13 protein-coding genes are annotated in these 19131 nt (G+C 56.4%); 8 read left to right on the top strand and 5 right to left on the bottom strand.

The annotated features are described in order from the left end of the window. Positions 1-5: 5 nt before the first annotated feature. Positions 6-1946, bottom strand: a complete 1941-nt coding sequence (gene iolD / locus ACO6VX_RS16780; protein ID WP_256850117.1) for a 3D-(3,5/4)-trihydroxycyclohexane-1,2-dione acylhydrolase (decyclizing) — start codon at positions 1944-1946, stop codon at positions 6-8. Between the two features lie 545 nt (positions 1947-2491). Here iolD and ACO6VX_RS16775 point away from each other — a divergent pair. Continuing rightward, positions 2492-4405 carry a bifunctional 5-dehydro-2-deoxygluconokinase/5-dehydro-2-deoxyphosphogluconate aldolase gene (locus ACO6VX_RS16775; RefSeq protein WP_064704118.1) on the top strand — a complete coding sequence of 638 codons (1914 nt, stop codon included), beginning with the start codon at positions 2492-2494 and terminating at the stop codon, positions 4403-4405. Positions 4406-4897: 492 nt separating this feature from the next. Further along, positions 4898-5740: a MurR/RpiR family transcriptional regulator gene (locus ACO6VX_RS16770; RefSeq protein WP_010253340.1), complete on the top strand. Its 843-nt coding sequence runs from the start codon at positions 4898-4900 to the stop codon at positions 5738-5740. A gap of 98 nt (positions 5741-5838) precedes the next feature. On the opposite strand, the gene iolB is transcribed toward ACO6VX_RS16770, so the two are convergent. After that, on the bottom strand, positions 5839-6657 hold the full coding sequence (gene iolB, locus ACO6VX_RS16765; protein ID WP_010671521.1) for a 5-deoxy-glucuronate isomerase: 819 nt from the start codon (positions 6655-6657) through the stop codon (positions 5839-5841). Positions 6658-6776: 119 nt separating this feature from the next. After that, complete coding sequence (locus tag ACO6VX_RS16760; RefSeq protein ID WP_010253344.1) at positions 6777-8282, bottom strand: CoA-acylating methylmalonate-semialdehyde dehydrogenase; 1506 nt, start codon at positions 8280-8282, stop codon at positions 6777-6779. A 421-nt stretch (positions 8283-8703) separates the two neighbouring features. Between ACO6VX_RS16760 and ACO6VX_RS16755 the strand changes: the two genes are divergently transcribed. Continuing rightward, positions 8704-9519 (top strand): TIM barrel protein, encoded by an 816-nt coding sequence (locus tag ACO6VX_RS16755; RefSeq protein WP_033759068.1) that lies wholly within the window; start codon positions 8704-8706, stop codon positions 9517-9519. 84 nt (positions 9520-9603) lie between these two features. Here the strand turns inward: ACO6VX_RS16755 and ACO6VX_RS16750 are convergent, their stop codons facing one another. Continuing rightward, a complete protein-coding gene (locus tag ACO6VX_RS16750; protein ID WP_033773075.1) occupies positions 9604-10827 on the bottom strand; it encodes an MFS transporter in 1224 nt (407 codons plus the stop codon). Between the two features lie 300 nt (positions 10828-11127). Between ACO6VX_RS16750 and ACO6VX_RS16745 the strand changes: the two genes are divergently transcribed. Continuing rightward, positions 11128-12183, top strand: a complete 1056-nt coding sequence (locus tag ACO6VX_RS16745) for an AI-2E family transporter (protein ID WP_010253354.1) — start codon at positions 11128-11130, stop codon at positions 12181-12183. On the opposite strand, the gene ACO6VX_RS16740 is transcribed toward ACO6VX_RS16745, so the two are convergent. After that, the gene (locus tag ACO6VX_RS16740) at positions 12172-12855 is read right to left on the bottom strand and encodes a FadR/GntR family transcriptional regulator (RefSeq protein ID WP_010253357.1); all 684 of its coding nucleotides are present in this window, start codon (positions 12853-12855) and stop codon (positions 12172-12174) included. The genes ACO6VX_RS16745 and ACO6VX_RS16740 overlap by 12 nt on opposite strands. A gap of 149 nt (positions 12856-13004) precedes the next feature. Here ACO6VX_RS16740 and uxuA point away from each other — a divergent pair, with 149 nt between their 5' ends. From uxuA to hemB, 4 genes are all read left to right on the top strand, one after another. Then, positions 13005-14189 carry a mannonate dehydratase gene (uxuA, locus tag ACO6VX_RS16735; protein WP_010253360.1) on the top strand — a complete coding sequence of 395 codons (1185 nt, stop codon included), beginning with the start codon at positions 13005-13007 and terminating at the stop codon, positions 14187-14189. A 287-nt stretch (positions 14190-14476) separates the two neighbouring features. Further along, positions 14477-16084, top strand: a complete 1608-nt coding sequence (locus ACO6VX_RS16730) for an EAL domain-containing protein (protein ID WP_159227129.1) — start codon at positions 14477-14479, stop codon at positions 16082-16084. A 424-nt stretch (positions 16085-16508) separates the two neighbouring features. Continuing rightward, on the top strand, positions 16509-18014 hold the full coding sequence (gene proP / locus ACO6VX_RS16725) for a glycine betaine/L-proline transporter ProP (protein ID WP_010253365.1): 1506 nt from the start codon (positions 16509-16511) through the stop codon (positions 18012-18014). A gap of 127 nt (positions 18015-18141) precedes the next feature. Next, positions 18142-19119: a porphobilinogen synthase gene (hemB, locus tag ACO6VX_RS16720; RefSeq protein WP_010671515.1), complete on the top strand. Its 978-nt coding sequence runs from the start codon at positions 18142-18144 to the stop codon at positions 19117-19119. The last annotated feature ends 12 nt before the right edge of the window (positions 19120-19131 follow it).

The following is a 19131-nucleotide window of genomic DNA, read 5'->3' as shown; positions in this document are numbered from 1 at the left end:
TGAAATTAATATTTTCGTGCCTGATCCAGATGGCTGTTGAGCTTGTCCGCCACCGCCTGAGAACGTTCGGTCTTCGAGGCCTGCGCCACGCCGACGTGCCACCAGCTGAAATATTTGTGGATCATGGTTTTTGGCAGCACTTTGATGTCGATAAGGGTGGAAACCGTCTGGGTACGGGCATCTTCCAGCGCCGCTTTGAGCTGCTCCAGCGTGGTCACACGATAGGTTTTACAGCCATAACCGGCGGCGATAGCGGCGAAATCGACCGGAATAAAGCCGCCGTCCAGCTTGCCACCTTCCGCATTACGGAACCGGAACTCGGTGGTAAAGCTGTCCATGCCGTGTTCCATCTGCAGGTTATTGATGCAGCCGTTGGTCATGTTATCCAGCAGCACTACGTTGATCTTCGCCCCTTCCTGAATCGAGGTGACCAGCTCTGAGTGCAGCATCATAAAGGAGCCATCACCGACCAGCGCATAGACCTCGCGCTGCGGCTGCGCCAGCTTCACACCCAGCGCGGCATTCACTTCATAACCCATGCAGGAGTAGCCATATTCAACGTGGTAGGCGTTGTAATCTTTGGTGCGCCAGACGCGCTGCAGGTCGCCCGGCAGACTGCCCGCCGCTGCCACTACCACTGCGTCTTTTGGCAGTTGCTCATTTAAGGTGCCGAGCACGCTGCTTTGCGTCAGCAGCGACTGGGTCAGGCGGTTAAACTCAGCGAACACCGCTTTACGGTCGAGATGATCCGCAATCTCCGGCACAAAGTCGCCATCGTGATATTCCACCTGGTAGACACGCTGCGTCTCTTCCAGCAGTTGGCTCTGTGCCTGCTCAATCTGGTTGCCCCAGTCGTTGCTGTAGTGCTGCGAGGCCAGACCGGCGGTGAGCGCGGTCAGCCCTTCGCGGGCATCGGCCAGCAGCTGCACGCCATCGAGCTTGTAGCTGTCAAAGTTACTGACGTTGATGTTCAGGAAGCTGACATCGGGATGCTGGAAAATCCATTTCGACGCGGTAGTGAAGTCGGTGTAGCGGGTGCCGATGCCGATCACTAAATCGGCCTCTTTCGCCAGCAGGTTAGCCGCCAGACAGCCGGTTTCGCCCACGCCGCCGACATTCAGCGGATGGTCAGAGACCAGCGTGCCTTTGCCCGCCTGCGTCTCCGCAAAGGGAATCTGATAGCGCTCGGCAAACTGGCGCAGCGCCTCGCCCGCTTCGGAGTATTTCACTCCGCCGCCGCAGATAATCATCGGCTTGCGCTTACGGTTAATTAGCGTCAGGGCATCTGCCAGCTGCGCCGCCACGGGCAGGCGGCGATCCAGACGGTGCACCCGTTTCTGGAAGAAGTAGTCAGGGTAATCCCAGGCTTCGCCCTGCACATCCTGCGGCAGCGACAGCGTGACCGCGCCGGTTTCTGCCGGATCGGTCAGTACGCGCATGGCGTTGATACAGGCGGACATCAGCTGTTCCGGGCGGCTGACGCGATCCCAGTATTTGCTGACGGCGCGGAAGGCATCGTTGGTGCTGATGCTGAGATCGTAGCTCTGCTCAATCTGTTGCAGTACCGGATCGGGCTGGCGGGTGGCGAAGACGTCGCCTGGCAGCAGCAGCAGAGGAATGCGGTTGGCGGTAGCGGTCGCCGCGGCGGTGATCATATTGGCCGCACCAGGCCCCACAGACGAACTGCAGGCGATAATCTGGCGGCGCAGCGACTGGCGCGCAAAGCCGGTGGCAGCATGAGCCATGCCCTGCTCATTACGGCCCTGGTAGACCACCAGATCGCCGCTATCCTGTTCCAGCGCCTGGCCCAGCCCCAGCACGTTGCCATGTCCGAAAATGGCGAAGATGCCTTTTACGAACTTCGTCTCAACGCCATCGACATCAATGAATTGATTATCAAGAAATTTAACCAGCGCCTGTGCCGTGGTCAGTCTGATAGTGCCCATATTCTTCCTTACATGCTGGTGGACCCCGACTTCCGCGACAGAACGCCAGGCGTTGTCATCGGCGGAAAAGGCGACCTGAATAACTGAAACGTGAGGCGATTATAAACAAATATATTTTTCATAAAACACGATTACAGAAGAAACATTTCATTTTGCGAGTGAGATCAAATTTAATGACGGCAACAGGTCTGGCGGGCGATTGCAGTGGGGAAATCTGGAACGTTTAACAGAGAGTGGTGCCTGATGAAAAAATTCATTTCAATGCAGCAGCTTGCCTGACTGGCGTGCGGATTCCTGCGATCCCCTTCACAACCCTGACATACCGCACATCACGCTGGCAGAGTTCGCGCAGGCGGGCGGCAATCAGGAGTTTTACCTGGTTCACAAAATTGCGATGGATATTTCATTTCGTATTGAATATGGAATTTTTATTCCTCATACTCCCTTCATAGCCAGTCAGACACCTACAGACCCGGAAGCAGAGCGTAACTGGTGTCGGTCTTTACGCCCGCCAGCGCTGCTAATCACAGAAGGAAACCACAGGTATGAGTACACAACAGAAACCGCTTGATGTGATTTGTATCGGGCGCATCGCCGTTGATTTTTATGGCCAGCAAATCGGGGCGCGACTGGAAGATGTCACCTCCTTTGCTAAATATCTGGGCGGCTCCTCGGGCAATGTCGCCTATGGCACCGCGATTCAGGGGCTGAAATCGGCGATGCTGGCGCGGGTGGGAGATGAGCATAATGGTCGCTTTCTGCGTGAAGAGTTGCAGCGCGTAGGCTGTAACACCGATGCGCTAATCACCGATCCGCAGCGTCTGACCGGACTGGTGATCCTCGGCATCAAAGATGAAGAGACTTTTCCGCTGATTTTCTACCGCGATAACTGCGCCGATATGGGTCTGGTTCCGGACGATATCGATGAAGCCTTTATTACCTCTGCGCGCGCAGTGGCGGTTACCGGCACCCACTTATCCCATCCTCAGACCCGCGAAGCGGTGCTGAAAGCGCTGGATATCGCCCGCCGCAACGGCCTGCGCACGGCGCTGGATATCGATTACCGCCCGGTGTTGTGGGGACTGACCTCTCTGGGCGACGGTGAAACGCGTTTTATTGAGTCGTCACAGGTCACGCAGCAGTTACAGGAAGTGGTGCACTATTTCGATTTGATCGTCGGCACCGAAGAGGAGTTTCATATTGCCGGTGGCAGCACCGACACCCTGACCGCGTTGAAAAACGTGCGTCAGGCGAGTCAGGCGACGCTGGTCTGCAAACGTGGACCGCTGGGTTGCGTGGTGTTTGAAGGCGAGATCCCGGATAGCTGGGAACAGACTGAGCTGCACACGGGCGTACGCGTCGAGGTTCTCAACGTGCTGGGCGCGGGCGATGCCTTTATGTCTGGCCTGCTGCGCGGCTGGCTGAATGATGAGGGCTGGACTCAGGCGTGCCGTTACGCCAACGCCTGCGGAGCGCTGGTGGTATCACGCCACGGTTGTGCGCCCGCCATGCCAACCAAAGCGGAGCTGGATGATTTCCTGAGTCGCGACAAAGAGGTGAAACGTCCCGATCTCGACAGCCGTCTGAACCATCTGCACCGCGTGACTACCCGCAAGCAGCAGTGGCCGGAGCTGAATGTCTTCGCCTTCGACCACCGCAAACAGCTGGCGGATATGGCGCAGGAAGCGGGCGTGGACGAGAGCCGCATTCCGGAGCTGAAACTGCTGCTGCTGGAAGCCGCTCAGCAGGCTGCCAGAGAGGCAGGATTAGAGAATAAAAGCGGGATTCTGGCGGATACGACCTACGGTCAGAAGGCGCTGAACGCCATTACCGGTAAGAACTGGTGGATTGGCCGCCCGATTGAGCTGCCGAGCTCGCGTCCGCTGCGCCTGGAGCATGGCAACATCGGCTCGCAGCTGATCGACTGGCCTGCCGAACACGTGGTGAAATGTCTGGTCTTCTATCATCCGCATGACAGTGCTGAACTGCGTAAAGAGCAGGATGAGCTGGTGCTCGACGTCTGGAACGGCTGTAACAAAAGCGGTCATGAGCTGCTGCTGGAAGTGATTCTGCCTGACAACAACCCGGATAAGAACGAAGCGTATTACTTTGATATGTTGAGCCATTTCTACAGTCTGGGCATCCAGCCTGACTGGTGGAAACTGCCACCGCTGTCGGCGGAAAGCTGGCAGGCGATCAGCGGTCTGATTGAGCAGCAGGATCCCCACTGTCGCGGCATTCTGTTACTCGGTCTGGATGCGCCCGAAGAGAAGCTTAAAGCGGGCTTCGCCGCGGCGGCCAAAGCGCCCTGGGTGAAAGGTTTTGCGGTAGGCCGCACGATCTTTGGTCAGCCTTCCCGCCAGTGGTTACAGGGGGAGCTGGACGATCAGGCGCTGATTGAGACGGTTAAAGGCAACTATCTGCGACTGATTGAGTACTGGCGCGCTGCCCGCGCCTGATTTGCTGCTATGCCAGAGGCTGTCTCAACCAGGATAGCGTTGAAGGTCAATGACGACGTCTGTTACGGGCCGCTGTGAAACCGTGCGGACGCAGGGAACACGGTCAGATCGGAAAGACGCAAAAGCCGCCATCCATGGCATGCTCGGCCCGCGTCGTCCCTGACGCGGGACGCTTTCCTCCTCTGACCGTGTTCCCTGCTCATTTAGCTAATGCGTTGCTGCCAGACCCGATGCCTCAGCAATCTCACGCCATTCCAATCAGAATGGCATTTTTACTGATTATCCTTCCTCCCCTGCTGTGATTTCATCCGGGTTTCCACCCCATTATTGCCTGTGCAGAGGCGCGCCTCGGGTGCTGAGGCTAATCTGTGAACCATTTCATAAAGCCATGAAATAAACCGCGTCGTTGACGCAAAGAAATGAAATTTTCCATCCATCTGATACTATAGCGCTCATTATGCAGCCATTATTCTAATTATACGGGCAGAAGTGATGAACAATAATCCCACCCAACTTTCTCTCTTGCAGGACGATATTCGTCGCCGCTACGAAACGCTGAGCAAGCGTCTTAAACAGGTTGCGCGCTACATCCTTGATAACAGTAACAGTATTGCTTTCGATACCGTCGCCTCGATTGCTCAACAGGCCGATGTGCCACCGTCGACGCTGATCCGCTTTGCGAATGCTTTTGGCTTCAGCGGCTTCAACGAAATGAAACAGGTTTTTCGTCAGCATCTGATGGAGGAGACGGTCAACTATACCGAGCGCGCTCGCCTGTTTCGCCAGACCTCCACGGACGACAGCGCCAGTGCGCCTGAAAGTCCGGCGGAAATCCTCAACGTCTTTACCATGGTTAACAGCCAGGCGCTGCAGCAGCTGGCGATGCAGGTTAATCCTGAGCAGCTGAACAAAGCGGTGAAACTGCTGAATGAGGCTGAGAATATCTATGTTATCGGCCTGCGCCGCTCTTTCAGCGTCGCCTCCTACCTGGTCTACGCGCTGCGTCATCTTGAGCGCCGCGCTTTCCTGATTGATGGCCTGGGCGGGATGTTTACCGAGCAGCTCAGCCTGGTAAACCCGAAAGATGTGGTGATTGCGATCAGCTACTCGCCTTATGCACGTGAAGCGGTCGAGGTGGTTGAAATGGGTGCCAAACGCGGTGCGCATCAGATTGCCATTACCGACAGTCAGGTCAGTCCGCTGGCCGCCTTCAGCGATGTCTGCTTTGTGGTACGTGAAGCGCAGGTCGATGGCTTCCGTTCGCAGGTCGCTTCACTCTGCCTGGCACAGACGCTGGCGGTTTCGCTGGCACTGAACAACGCAAAGACCAGCTGAGTTCCACACACAAAAAAGGGCAGCGCGACAGGCTGCCCTTTTTACTGATATGAACGCGGGTTATAAACCGTGATTGCTGTTTATTTTTCTGCGATGACTTACGCTTTCCGCGGATAGCTGTCGCTGTTCACCCAGGCGTGATCTTTCTCCCAGGTAAATTTCCACAACCGCACCGGCCCCGCCATCACGTTCAGATAGTAGTTATTGTATCCCGCCAGCGTCGCTACCGGATGATAGCCGCGCGGTACCATCACCACGTCGCGATTATAGGGTGCCATACAGACATCCAGGGAACGGTCGTCGGTGTAAACGCGCTGCATGGCAAAGCCAGGTTCCGGATCGAAACGGTGATAGTAGGTCTCTTCCAGGTAGGTTTCGTTTTCACTCTCCTCCTGGTCGTGCTTGTGGCTGGGATAAGAGCTGGTATCGCCCTCGTTGGTATAGACTTCCACCACCAGCAGGCTATCAGCCGGTTCATTGTCAGGCAGGATATTGTGAACCAGGCGCTGGTTGCGCCCTTTTCCGCGATGCTCAACGCCGACATCGGCTGGCGCAATCAGGCGCGCAGGCAGATTCCCCTGACCGGGCGCATTACAGACCGCCAGCTCAAGATCGCTGTCAGCGTAAACCTCTACTTCATCATCATGCGGCACATAAACGGAATAAGGCGGTACGCGCTCAAAAGGCGACATGCGCTGACCGATACCGGGAAAATCAGCATGGCGGGTTTTTACCGAGGCCAGCCCGGCCACCAGCACCAGACACAGCTCTTTGTCACCACTACTGAGGCGCAGGGTTTCCCCTTTCTTCAGCAAATAGGCATCAAATCCCACATAACGCCAGCCGGCGCGCTCAGGCGTCACATGCTGAATACGACCCTGCGCGTCAGGGGCTTGTGCTTTCGACAGTAAAGACATCCTGATACTCCTCTCTGTCACGATTGACGCTGCGGTGGGCTCGCGGGCGCGGTGCCAGCGAACAAAGCGACCGGCAGATTATCCTGCCGGTCGCGCACCGGGATCAGCGTTGAAATGAATCAGCCTAAGGTTGGCATACTGAATTCAGACACAGTCTGCTGACCGGATGGCCAGCGTACGGTGGCCGTTTTCATGCGGGTATAGAAACGCACGCCATCCGGCCCATGAACATTGAGCGCGCCAAACACTGAACGCTTCCAGCCGCCGAAGCTGTGGAACGCCATCGGCACCGGAACCGGCACGTTGACACCGACCATACCCGCTTCAACGTTCTGCACAAACTCACGTGCGGTGTGACCGTTGCTGGTGAAAATCGCGCTGCCGTTGCCGAATTCATGGCTGTTAACCAGTTGCAGCGCACTGTCGTAGTCCGGCGCGCGCATGATGCTCAGCACCGGCCCAAAAATCTCTTCACGCCAGATCACCATCTCAGAGGTGACATGATCAAACAGCGTGCCGCCGACGTAGTAACCTTCGGCGTGACCTGCAACCTGCACGTTACGCCCATCGACCACCAGCTTCGCGCCTTCCTGCTCGCCTTTGTCGATGTAGCCCAGCACTTTCTTCTGGTGCGCCGCTGAAACGACCGGTCCCATCTCATTTTCATCAGCGCCCTGATTAATGCCAGGGCCGATACGCAGCGCGTTCACCAGCGGAGTCAGACGGGCGATCAGCTTGTCGGCGGTATCATCGCCCACGGCGACCACAACCGGCAGCGCCATGCAGCGTTCACCAGCAGAGCCAAACGCACCGCCCATAATGGCGTTGACGGTGGCATCCAGGTCGGCATCCGGCATAACGATAGCGTGGTTTTTCGCCGCGCCAAACGCCTGTACCCGCTTGCCGTGGGCACTGGCGGTTTTATAGATATGCTCAGCCACGCCAGAAGAACCGACGAAGCTCACCGCGGCAATACGCGGATCTTTATAGAGCTGCTCAGCATCTTCATTGGAACTGTGTACGACGTTAAATACGCCATCGGGCAGGCCCGCTTCGGTCAGCAGTTCAGCCATACGCACTGCCGCAGAAGGATCCAGCGCCGGTGGCTTCAGCACAAAGGTGTTACCGCAGGCCAGGGCTATCGGGAACATCCACAGCGGCACCATCGCCGGGAAGTTAAACGGCGTAATGCCCGCCACGACGCCGACCGGTTGCATCAGCGAGTAACTGTCAACGCCGCTGCCGACGTTCGGGGAATATTCGCCTTTGAGCAGATGGGGGATCCCGCAGGCAAACTCAATCACTTCGATGCCACGCGTCAGTTCACCCAGCGCATCAGACCAGACTTTGCCGTGCTCAGAGACAATCAGCGCCGCCAGCTCGTCACGATGCTGCTCCATCAGGGCTTTGAAGTTGAACAGAACGCGGGCGCGACGCAGCGGCGAGGTTTTCGACCAGGCGGCAAAAGCGTCATGCGCGACACCAATCGCCTGGGCCACTTCATCAGCGGTACTTTGCGTCAGTTCACGTACCACTTTGCCGGTTGCCGGATCGTAAACAGGAATGGTTTCGTTGCTGGCGCTGAAAGTGGTTTTACCGCCAATAAAGTTACCTATGATTGTCATGATGTTGCCTCTTTAGATGGTTAAGTTCCCTGCAGACGGACCATGCGACCTGCCACACTGCCTGACCAGGCAAACCTGAAAGCGTGCTATGAAGCTATTACAGTGGAACAAATTTTTCAAATGGTTCTTTTTGGAAAATTTGATTTTAGCGGCACAGATCGCATTTTTCCCGCCACTTAGTCTCTCCCGGCATCACGATGACGGGAGGCCACTAATAGCGGCCAGCCTTAGCGTAGCAGGGTAATAGCCGGGGAGTGGTTTGAGCGTTTTACTGCGAAGTCGATCCAGCCTTTATGCATCAGGCTGAAACGGAATATGAAATTAATGCGAGGCTGATCTAATAATTTGTGTTTCATTATTCACTATCAATGAAATAAATGTTCTCTTTGGTCACATCATCCTCCTGTCCCGGAGTCAGCGCATGGCCATCGATCCAACCCGTTTCTGTATCAACCGCAAAATTGCGCCCCGGCTCTCGCTGGAGGCATTTTTTCAGCTGGTTCAGCGTCTGGGGCTGAGCAAGGTTGAACTGCGTAATGACATGCCGGGCGGCAGCGTCACTGACGATCTCAGCACCGATCAGCTGCGCGCTCTGACCGACAGGTATCATATTGATATCATCACCATTAATGCGCTCTATCCGTTTAACCGCATTGATGACGCGCTACTGGCCCGGGCCGAAGCACTGTTACAGACAGCACAACAGATTGGTGCAAAGGCGCTGGTCATGTGTCCGCTGAATGAGGGGATTGCCGTGTCGCCTCAGCAAACCCAGGCGGCGATGCAGCAGCTGGCCCCGCGTTTTGCCCACTATGGCATTCAGGGGCTGGTGGAGCCGCTGGGTTTTCCGGTCAGCTCGCTGCGTTCGGCGGTACAAGCGCAGCAATTGATCGCCGCGGCGGACGTGCCCTTTAAGTTATTGCTGGATACCTTTCACCATCATCTCTATGAGCAGGCTGAGCAGGAGTTTCCAGCCGGCATTGATGTTAACCAGATTGGTCTGGTGCACCTTTCGGGCGTGGAAGATCGCCGTCCGACCGCCGAACTGACCGATGAAGAACGCATCATGCTGAGTGATAACGATGTACTGAAGAGCGTGGTGCAGGTGAAGCGGCTGGAGATGCTTGGCTATAAGGGCGTTTATGCCTTTGAGCCTTTCTCCAGTCAGCTCAGCAACTGGACCCCTGCGGAGGTTGAACGCCAGATCCGCAACAGTATTGAACTGCTGCAAGCCTGAATCCTGTTCTGCGCTTTGCGCGCACCATTAATCGGTTTATCTGTGTCTGAAAAGACGTTCTGGCCCGCTGCTGGGCCATTTTTTTTATCCTGAAGAATCGTCTGCTGCCGGCAACACCGCCTGACGCCGCTGCATGCGCAGCGTGCAGAAAAAAGCGACGCAGACCAGCAGCGCCGTGAGCAGGTAGACGCGTGAGACACCCGCATAAGTCATGATGAATCCGGCAAGTGGCCCGGTTATCCCCAGCGACAGATCCATAAAGGCGGTGTAGGTCGCCAGCGCGCTGCCCTGATTCTGCTGCGGCACCACTTTTACCGCCACCACGCCCAGCGCCGGGAATACCAGCGAGAACCCGGCACCGGTCAGAAATGCGCCCGCTTTTGCCATCCAGGGATCACCCGCTGCGGCCACCAGAAACAGTCCGGCGGCTTCAACCGCCAGACAGATGCTTGCGACCCGCAGACCGCCGTGGCGGTTAATCGCATTCGGGAACAGCAGGCGCGCGCCGACGAAAGCGCCGCTGAACAGGGAGAGCGCAAAGGCGGCCCCTTCCCAGCCTTTATCCTGATAGAACAGGGTAATAAAGGTGGCGATGACACCGAAACCCGCCGAACCCATCGCCAGAATCGCACCAAAACCGGCGATTTTCCCCAGCACCGCACGAAACGGCAGGGGTCTGGCCCGGCTGGCTTTTACGGCCGGACGCGGCACCGCGCAGACGATGCCTACCACGCAGATAGCAACAATGACCAGCGACAGCCACAGCAGGCCACCCGCCCGGAATATCACCACGCCGAGCGGCGCACCAATCGCCATCGCGCCATAAGTGACAATGCCGTTCCAGGAGATAACCCGGCCAATGTGCAGCGAACCCACCCGCGCCACACCCCACAACGAGGTGCCGGTGCCGGTAAAACTCTGACCCACGCCCAGAATCAAGCGGCCCACGCAGAGTAGCGTCAGGCTTAACAGCGGTGATTCGATGAGCGCCGCCAGCAAAATACACAACCCGCTGATCAGACAGCCCACCAGGCCGGTCACCACCACTTTCTTTGGCCCCCAGAGATCGGCATAGCGTCCGGCGTGTGGGCGGCTCAGCAGCGTCGCCACATATTGCAGGCTGATCACCAGGCCCGCCCAGAATGCGCTGAAGCCCAGCTGGTCATGCACCCATCCTGGCAATACCGCCAGCGGCAGACCGATAGTGAGATAGCTGGCAAAGTTGTAGGCCACGATAGAGAGGATCAGCAGAGAGATGTTCAGGTTTCCGGATGGGGTGTTCGGTTCCGCGGCAGGTTGTTCAGGCATGAGTCCTCGCGCTCGTATTTGGCTGAATGATAAGGTTTATCCTTTAACTATACCCGCTTTCGCCACTGGCGCATCTTAATGACACGGTTATCGGGCGGCTGCCCCTGCCTGGACGTGCAGCAGAAAGGCGGGTTAAAACCGGCACAATGGGGAGTTGCTGCTCTGCCGCGATAGCTGAGTGCTGTGGCGCTGATTACATCACCCACCTGCCACCGCGCTTTACCGTTTCTCTGATAAATCAGATTGTTAATTTTGTTTCAGCTACACTTTCAACAGCCAAATTACGTTATGAGAGAGAGAATGAGCGAGCTGCAACGGGAAAAGATCGGACAAAATATTCTGATAAAACTGGCGATGCTGGTCATTATCCTCGCCGGGGTTCGGGCAGCGTCAGACATTCTGGTCCCGCTTCTGCTGGCGGCGTTCTTTGCCATTGTGCTGAATCCGCTGGTGACGATGCTGATGCGGCGTGGCTTCCGCCGTGGACTGGCGATTGGACTGGTGATCACGGTGATCTTCTGCGCTCTCGTGCTGCTGGGTGCCATTATTGCCAGCTCAATGAGCGAGTTTTCCGATCTCTATCCGCAACTGCGCGCCACCATGGAGCAGAAAATGACGGTGCTGCAACATCTGGCGGCGGGCTTTCATCTTAATATTTCAACCGATGCGCTGGTACAGCGTTTCGATCCTAATACCATGATGAACCTGGCTACCGTGGCACTGAGCGGCTTTTCCGGCGCGATGACCAATACCGTGCTGCTGGTGCTGACCGTGGTCTTTATGCTGTTTGAGGTCCATCACCTGCCCTATAAAATGCGCAACGCGCTGGTGAATCCGAAAATCCGCATCGCCGGACTGCATAAAGCGCTGAAAGGCGTCACGCACTATCTGGCGCTGAAAACCCTGGTGAGTCTGATAACCGGCATCGCGGTCTGGCTGAGTCTCTATCTGCTGGATGTGAAGTTTGCGCTGTTATGGGGTGTCGTGGCGTTTATCCTCAACTTTATTCCCAATATCGGCCCGATTATCGCCGGTATCCCGCCCTTCCTGCAGGCGTTGTTACTGAACAGCCTGTTTGATGCCGCGATGGTGGCGGCGCTGTTTACCGCGATTCATATGGTGTTTGGCAATATGCTGGAGCCGCGCCTGATGGGCCGCGGTCTTGGCTTATCGACACTGGTAGTGTTTCTGTCGCTGGTGTTCTGGGGCTGGCTGCTCGGTCCGGTCGGCATGCTGCTCTCGGTGCCGCTCACCAGCATTACTAAAATTCTGATGGAAACCACGCCAGGCGGCAGCCGTCTGGCGATTATGCTGGGCACCGGACGACCCAAGCGGGCGCGGGCATTAACCAAGTAGCCGCTGCTGCACGTGCTGGAGATGGCTCTCCATCGCCTGACGGGCTGCTGCTTCATCGCCCGCCACAATCGCATTGGCGATCTGCTGATGGTCAGCGTTCATCTCCTGCGCGAAGCTGTTATCGGCATAATGGCGCTCCAGTCGCTGCACATGCGGGCTGTGGCGCCGGTTCCATAACTGCTCCAGCAGGTCGCGTAATACATCATTGCCGCTCATCTCACTGATCAGCAGATGGAAGCGCTTGTCCTGCTCCAGAAAGGCCGCGTCGTTTTCATTGTACTGCTGCAGTTCAGCGGTCAGCGCCAGCAATGCTGCCCGCTGAACGGTAGTGCCGTTACGTGCGGCAAATCCTGCCAGCATCCCTTCAAAGGCTTCACGTGCCTGCAACAGATCCTGCAGACTGCAGGTTTCGCTCTCCTGCGGAACCGCGGCTTGCGGCAGCGGCTGGGCGACGTAAACGCCGTTGCCAGTGCGGATATCGACCCAGCCGGTCATCTCCAGCGCAATCAATGCTTCACGCACTGATGAACGACTGACACCCAGCTGTTTTGCCAGCTCACGCTCCGGTGGCAGTAAACCACCTGCCACAAAGTCACCGCGCGTGATACCGGCCATGATGACGTTGGCGATCTGACGGTACAGGCGCTCGGTTTTTATTACTGGCAGCGTCATCACCCTCTCCTCTGATTGCACGTAAAAGCGATCTCTTCACCGATGCAGTTTGTCATGCTGCGATCCGGATCACGGCCCTGTTTTGTCCACTATCATACTCTTGGTCCAGCGGCCTGACCACTGGGCCACATCACAGTTGAGGAGTAAAAATGGAACATACATGGCGATGGTACGGCCCCAACGACCCGGTCTCACTGGATGATGCGCGTCAGGCGGGCGCGACCGGCATTGTGACGGCGCTGCACCATATCCCTAACGGCGAGGTGTGGCCGGTTGAGGAGATTAAAGCGCGTCAGGCACTGCTGGCGGAAAAAGGTCTGGTCTGGTCGGTGGTGGAGAGCATCCCGGTCCATGAGGCGATTAAAACCCAGCGTGGTGACTACCTTCGCTATATCGCTAATTATCAGCAGTCGATACGCAATCTGGCCGCCTGCGGCATTGATACCGTCTGCTACAACTTCATGCCGGTGCTGGACTGGACGCGAACCGACCTCGCCTGGACGCTGCCGGATGGCGCAAAAGCGCTGCGCTTCGACGCCGACGCTTTCGCGGCCTTCGAGCTTTATCTGTTGCAGCGTCCGGGGGCGGAGCAGGATTACAGCGCTGCCGAGCAGCAGGCCGCCGCTCAGCGCTTTGCCGCCATGAGCGCAGAAGAGAAAAGCACCCTGGTGCGCAATATTATCGCCGGTCTGCCAGGCGCCGAAGAGGGTTACACCCTGGAGCAGTTTCAGGCGCAGCTGACGCAGTATGACGGCATCGACAAAGCGAAACTGCGCGAGCATATGGCCACCTTCCTGCGCGCCATCGTGCCGGTTGCGGAGGAAACGGGCGTTAAACTGGCGGTGCATCCGGATGACCCACCACGTCCTATTCTGGGCCTGCCACGCATTATTTCTACCCAGGAAGATATGCAGTGGCTGAAAGAAACCGTGGACAGTCTGCACAACGGTTTCTGTTTCTGTACCGGCTCCTATGGCGTGCGTGCCGACAATGCGCTGGTTGAGATGGCGGAAACCTATGCCGACCGCATTAATTTTATCCATCTGCGCGCCACGAAACGCGAGGCAAACCCGGCCAGCTTCCATGAAGCAGCGCATCTGGCGGGCGACGTCGATATGGTCGGCGTGATCAAGGTTATTCTGGCGGAAGAGCAGCGCCGCCGTCGGGCGGGCAACCTGCGGGCGATTCCCATGCGTCCCGATCACGGCCATCAGATGCTGGACGACCTGCATAAGCGCACCAATCCCGGTTATTCCGCCATTGGCCGCCTGAAAGGCCTTGCCGAACTGCGCGGCGTTGAAGTAGCGCTGAAACAGATCTATTTTGCCGATTAAGTAAAACGTCCTGCCCTGCGCCCGCCCTGTGACGGGCCAGGGTCTCTCCTGGCCACTGCGGCGGATCGGCCTTTTACCCTGCCTGCCTCCCGTTTTCACCTGATTGTTTTGCTGCATCGCAACGAAAACCAAACAACCTGTCAAAAAATGCAATGTCTGGTCGATAATTGACCTTAGTCAGTTCTCCTGATCGCAAAAACGCTAATCTGCACCGCCCGGAGAGATGCTATGCTGCGCCACTGATCAGCACCTCCGCATAACACCAATAATACTCAGAGGATTCAGCGGTGCCGCTACTGAAACGAAAACGCGACTACGCCAGGCTGGTGATTATTATTTCCGGCGTGCTGCCTCTGATTATTGGCATTTTTTTCACCGCCCTGGATGCGCGCCACACCGTGTATCAGCAGCAGGTCACCGCGGCGAATACGCTGTTATCTCAGGCTGAAAGAATGAGCGACAGCGCCTGGGATATGATTACCGTGCTGCGCCAGTTTCATCATCAGCCCTGCAGCCAGATTGAAAACCAGTTGCAGCGCATTGGCTCGCTCAACCCCTATTTTCGCGCGATCGGTAAAATGGAGCAGGATCACATCGCCTGCTCGTCGGTGTATGGTTCACGCCCAGGCCTGCTGAAAGAGATGATCATGCGCGACGCGCCGGTTACCGGAAAAGCCTGGTGGAGTCTGTCCATTGCCGGGACATCGGGCGTACCGAATCGTCCGGCCGTGATTTTTATGCGCGATTTGCCCGATGGCGAGGGATTCTGGGCAGTGATTGATGGCCAGTATCTGATCGATTTTATGCGCGCGATCAGCAGTAGCCATCTCTATCATTTCAGCATGACGTTCAGCGGCGGCGCGCCGATCTCGTTTGGCGATCCACACATCGCCGCGTCCAGCTGGTTTGAACCCATGATTTACCAGGCTATCTCCCATCGCTATCCGCTCTCTGTCACCCTCATTGCCTCACCCTCTGAACTGATCTCGGCCTGGCGTCAGGTGATGTTTATCATCATGCCGATGGCCGCTATCTTCTCTATTCTGCTGATGATGCTGATGGCGAACTGGCTGAAACGGCGTATTTCATGGCGCGATGAGATTCGCCGGGCCATCACCAGCGGCCAGTTCAGGGCGCACTATCAGCCGGTCTATGACAACCGGCTGCAACGCTGCAGCGGTGCTGAAGCCCTGCTGCGCTGGACAACGCCCGACGGTAAAGGCGTGCGGCCAGATATTTTTATCGGCGCAGCAGAAGCGGAAGGCATGATTGTGCCGCTGACCCGCCATCTGCTCGATTTAATTGCAGAGGATGTGCAGGCGTGGCAGGTTGAGCCCCATTTCCACCTGGCCATTAACGTGGCGGCGGATCATCTGCAGCATCCTGACTTTGTCGACGATATGCTGCAGTTTGCCGAACGGATCAAAGATAAGCAGTTCCTGATTACCCTTGAGCTGACCGAACGCAGCCTGATCAAAGATGGCGCTGAGGTGGCTCGCAAGCTGGAGCAGTTACGTGGTTGCGGAATGAAGGTCGCGATTGATGATTTTGGGACCGGTCACTGTTCGCTGAGCTATTTACAGACCTTCACGATAGATTATCTGAAAATCGATCGCGGCTTTATCAACGCGATTGAATCTCTGGAAGGCAGAACGCCGGTGCTGGACGCCATTATCCAGCTCAGCCATGAGCTTGAGCTGGAAGTGCTGGGAGAAGGCGTTGAGACCGCGTTACAGTTCAGCTATCTGCAACGGCGCGGCGTGGTCTTTATCCAGGGCTATTATTATGCCCGCCCGATGGACAACACGGCGCTGGTTGCCTGGCTGACCGATCGGGGCGAACAGCCGATTGAACGGGAGCTGGCTCTTCAGACCCGGCAGGAACCCGACGTCTGAACCAGAGCAGATGGCAGCTGAACCGCCAGTCGAGCAACATTCACTCATCTTTCTGCTCTCCGCCCTGTGATGCAAAGCGGATAACCGCTTCCGGTGCCAGCATGGCCCGTAACTTCCCTCTCTTTGACCCTGTTTTGCTGAAAAAAACGGCGGTCGTCACGCTCAGTGATAATTTTTCTGCGGCTGCAAACAGCTCTATTTGTTGTAAAAACAGGCCGGATGTAGCCCAAACATGACAGATATCACACAAAAACGGTATACTCTGTCGCTGTTCGCAATAATCACAACAGTAATTATTGTGTCTGCCGGCGCATAAACAGTGCTTATTTACGGCTATGCTTAAATTTCTCAACGCAGCGGTCTGAACGACTCACACCCGGCTCGCGCCGTTGAGGACTTTCGTGTTCCAATACAGGGTAATTCTATGAAATTGCGTAGGAAGCGTGTAAAACCAATTGGGATCGATGATGTGACTATCATCGATGATACCCGTTTACGTAAAGCCATCACCGCGGCCTCTCTGGGCAACGCGATGGAGTGGTTCGACTTCGGTGTTTATGGCTTTGTGGCCTATGCGCTGGGTAAGGTCTTTTTCCCGGACGTTTCACCGGGCGTTCAGATGATTGCGGCGCTCGCCACTTTCTCTGTTCCTTTCCTGATTCGCCCGTTGGGTGGACTGTTCTTCGGTATGCTGGGCGACAAATATGGTCGTCAGAAAATCCTCTCCATCACCATCATCATCATGTCGGTCAGTACCTTCTGTATCGGCCTGATACCGTCCTACGCCTCCATCGGCATCTGGGCACCTATTCTGCTGCTGTTAGCGAAGATGGCTCAGGGCTTCTCGGTGGGCGGTGAATATACCGGTGCCTCAATCTTTGTGGCCGAATATTCGCCTGACCGTAAACGCGGCTTTATGGGAAGCTGGCTCGACTTTGGTTCGATTGCGGGCTTCGTGCTCGGTGCGGGCCTGGTGGTGCTGATTTCCTCCATTATCGGAGAAGAGAGTTTCCTTGAGTGGGGCTGGCGTCTTCCGTTCTTCGTCGCGCTGCCGCTGGGAATTATCGGTCTTTACCTGCGTCATGCGCTGGAAGAGACCCCGGCATTCCAGCAGCACGTAGACAAACTGGAACAGGGCGACCGCGAAGGCCTGCAGGATGGTCCACAGGTATCGTTTAAAGAGATTGCGACCAAACACTGGCGCAGCCTGCTCTCCTGTGTCGGTCTGGTTATCGCCACTAACGTCACCTACTACATGTTGCTGACGTACATGCCGAGCTACCTGTCACATAACCTGCACTACAGCGAAGACCACGGTGTGATGATTATCATCGCCATCATGATCGGTATGCTGTTTGTCCAGCCTATGATCGGCATGATGAGTGACCGTTTCGGCCGTCGTCCGTTTGTCATCATCGGCAGTATCGCCCTGATGATCTTCGCGATTCCTGCCTTTATGATGATCAACAGTGGCGTACTGGGACTGATTTTTGGTGGTCTGCTGCTGCTGGCGGTAATCCTCAACGCCTTTACTGGCGTGATGGCCTCTTCACTGCCTGCGATGTTCCCAACGCACATCCGCTACAGTGCGCTGGCGAGTGCGTTTAACATCTCGGTACTGGTTGCCGGTCTGACGCCAACGCTTGCCGCCTGGCTGGTAGAAACGACCAATAACCTCTACATGCCAGCCTACTATCTGATGGTGGTGGCAGTGATTGGTCTGATTACCGGTCTGTACATGAAAGAAACTGCCAATAAGCCCCTGAAAGGCGCGACACCGGCGGCTTCTGATATGGAAGAGGCGCGCGAAATCCTGCAGGAACATCACGATAACATCGAGCACAAAATCGAAGATATCGACGAAGAGATCTCCCGCCTGGAAGCGAAACGTAAAAACCTGGTGCAGCAGCATCCGGATATCAACGAGTAATCGTTCTGCTCTCCCGCCGTCCGGCGGGAGAGTTCTTTTCCCCCTCTCTTACCGCACACAAACCTTCATCCCTCGCGGGCAAAGGGAGTAAACTGTTGTCACTTTTTTCACCTGCGTAAGAATGAAAATGTCTGATTATTCCCTTATCCAGCGCCCAAGAAGATTGCGCGCCAGCGCCTCAATGCGTGAAATGTTCCAGGAGTCCTCACTGAGCCTGAACGATCTGGCTCTGCCCATCTTTGTTGAAGAAGAAGTCGACGATTACAAAGCGATTCAGGCGATGCCTGGCGTGATGCGTATTCCGGAAAAACGTCTCGCCTATGAAATTGAGCGCATCGCCAAAGCGGGTATCCGCTCGGTGATGACCTTCGGTATTTCGCACCACACCGATGCCACCGGCAGCGATGCCTGGAACGAGAACGGTCTGGTGGCACGTATGTCCCGCATCTGCAAAGATACCGTGCCAGAAATGATCGTGATGTCTGACACCTGCTTCTGTGAATACACCAGCCACGGCCACTGTGGCGTGTTGTGTGATCACGGCGTCGATAACGATGCAACCCTGGAAAACCTGGGTAAGCAGGCCGTCGTTGCCGCCGCAGCCGGTGCGGATTTCATCGCCCCGTCAGCGGCGATGGATGGTCAGGTTGAGGCGATTCGCCGGGCACTGGACGCCGCGGGCTTCACTCAGACCGCCATCATGTCTTACTCCACCAAATTCGCCTCCTCGTTTTACGGCCCGTTCCGTGAAGCGGCCGGAACGGCGCTGAAAGGCGACCGTAAAACCTACCAGATGAACCCGATGAACCGCCGTGAAGCGATCCGTGAATCGCTGCTCGACGCGGCGCAGGGCGCGGATTCACTGATGGTGAAACCGGCAGGTGCTTATCTGGATATCCTGCGCGATATCCGTGAACGTACCGAATTGCCGCTGGCGGCTTATCAGGTGAGTGGTGAATACGCGATGATCAAATTTGCCGCTCAGGCCGGTGCCATTGATGAACGCAATGTGGTGCTGGAAAGCCTGGGTGCGATTAAACGTGCCGGTGCAGACCTGATTTTCAGCTATTTCGCCCTTGATCTCGCCGAACAAAAAGTGCTCTGATCCCCTCCCTAT

Source organism: Pantoea sp. BJFS-204 (assembly GCF_049310725.1).
In the GTDB taxonomy this organism is placed as follows: Bacteria; Pseudomonadota; Gammaproteobacteria; order Enterobacterales; family Enterobacteriaceae; genus Pantoea; species Pantoea agglomerans.
Note: the sequence above shows the minus strand (reverse complement) of the source record. Positions and strands in the feature narration are given on the sequence as shown.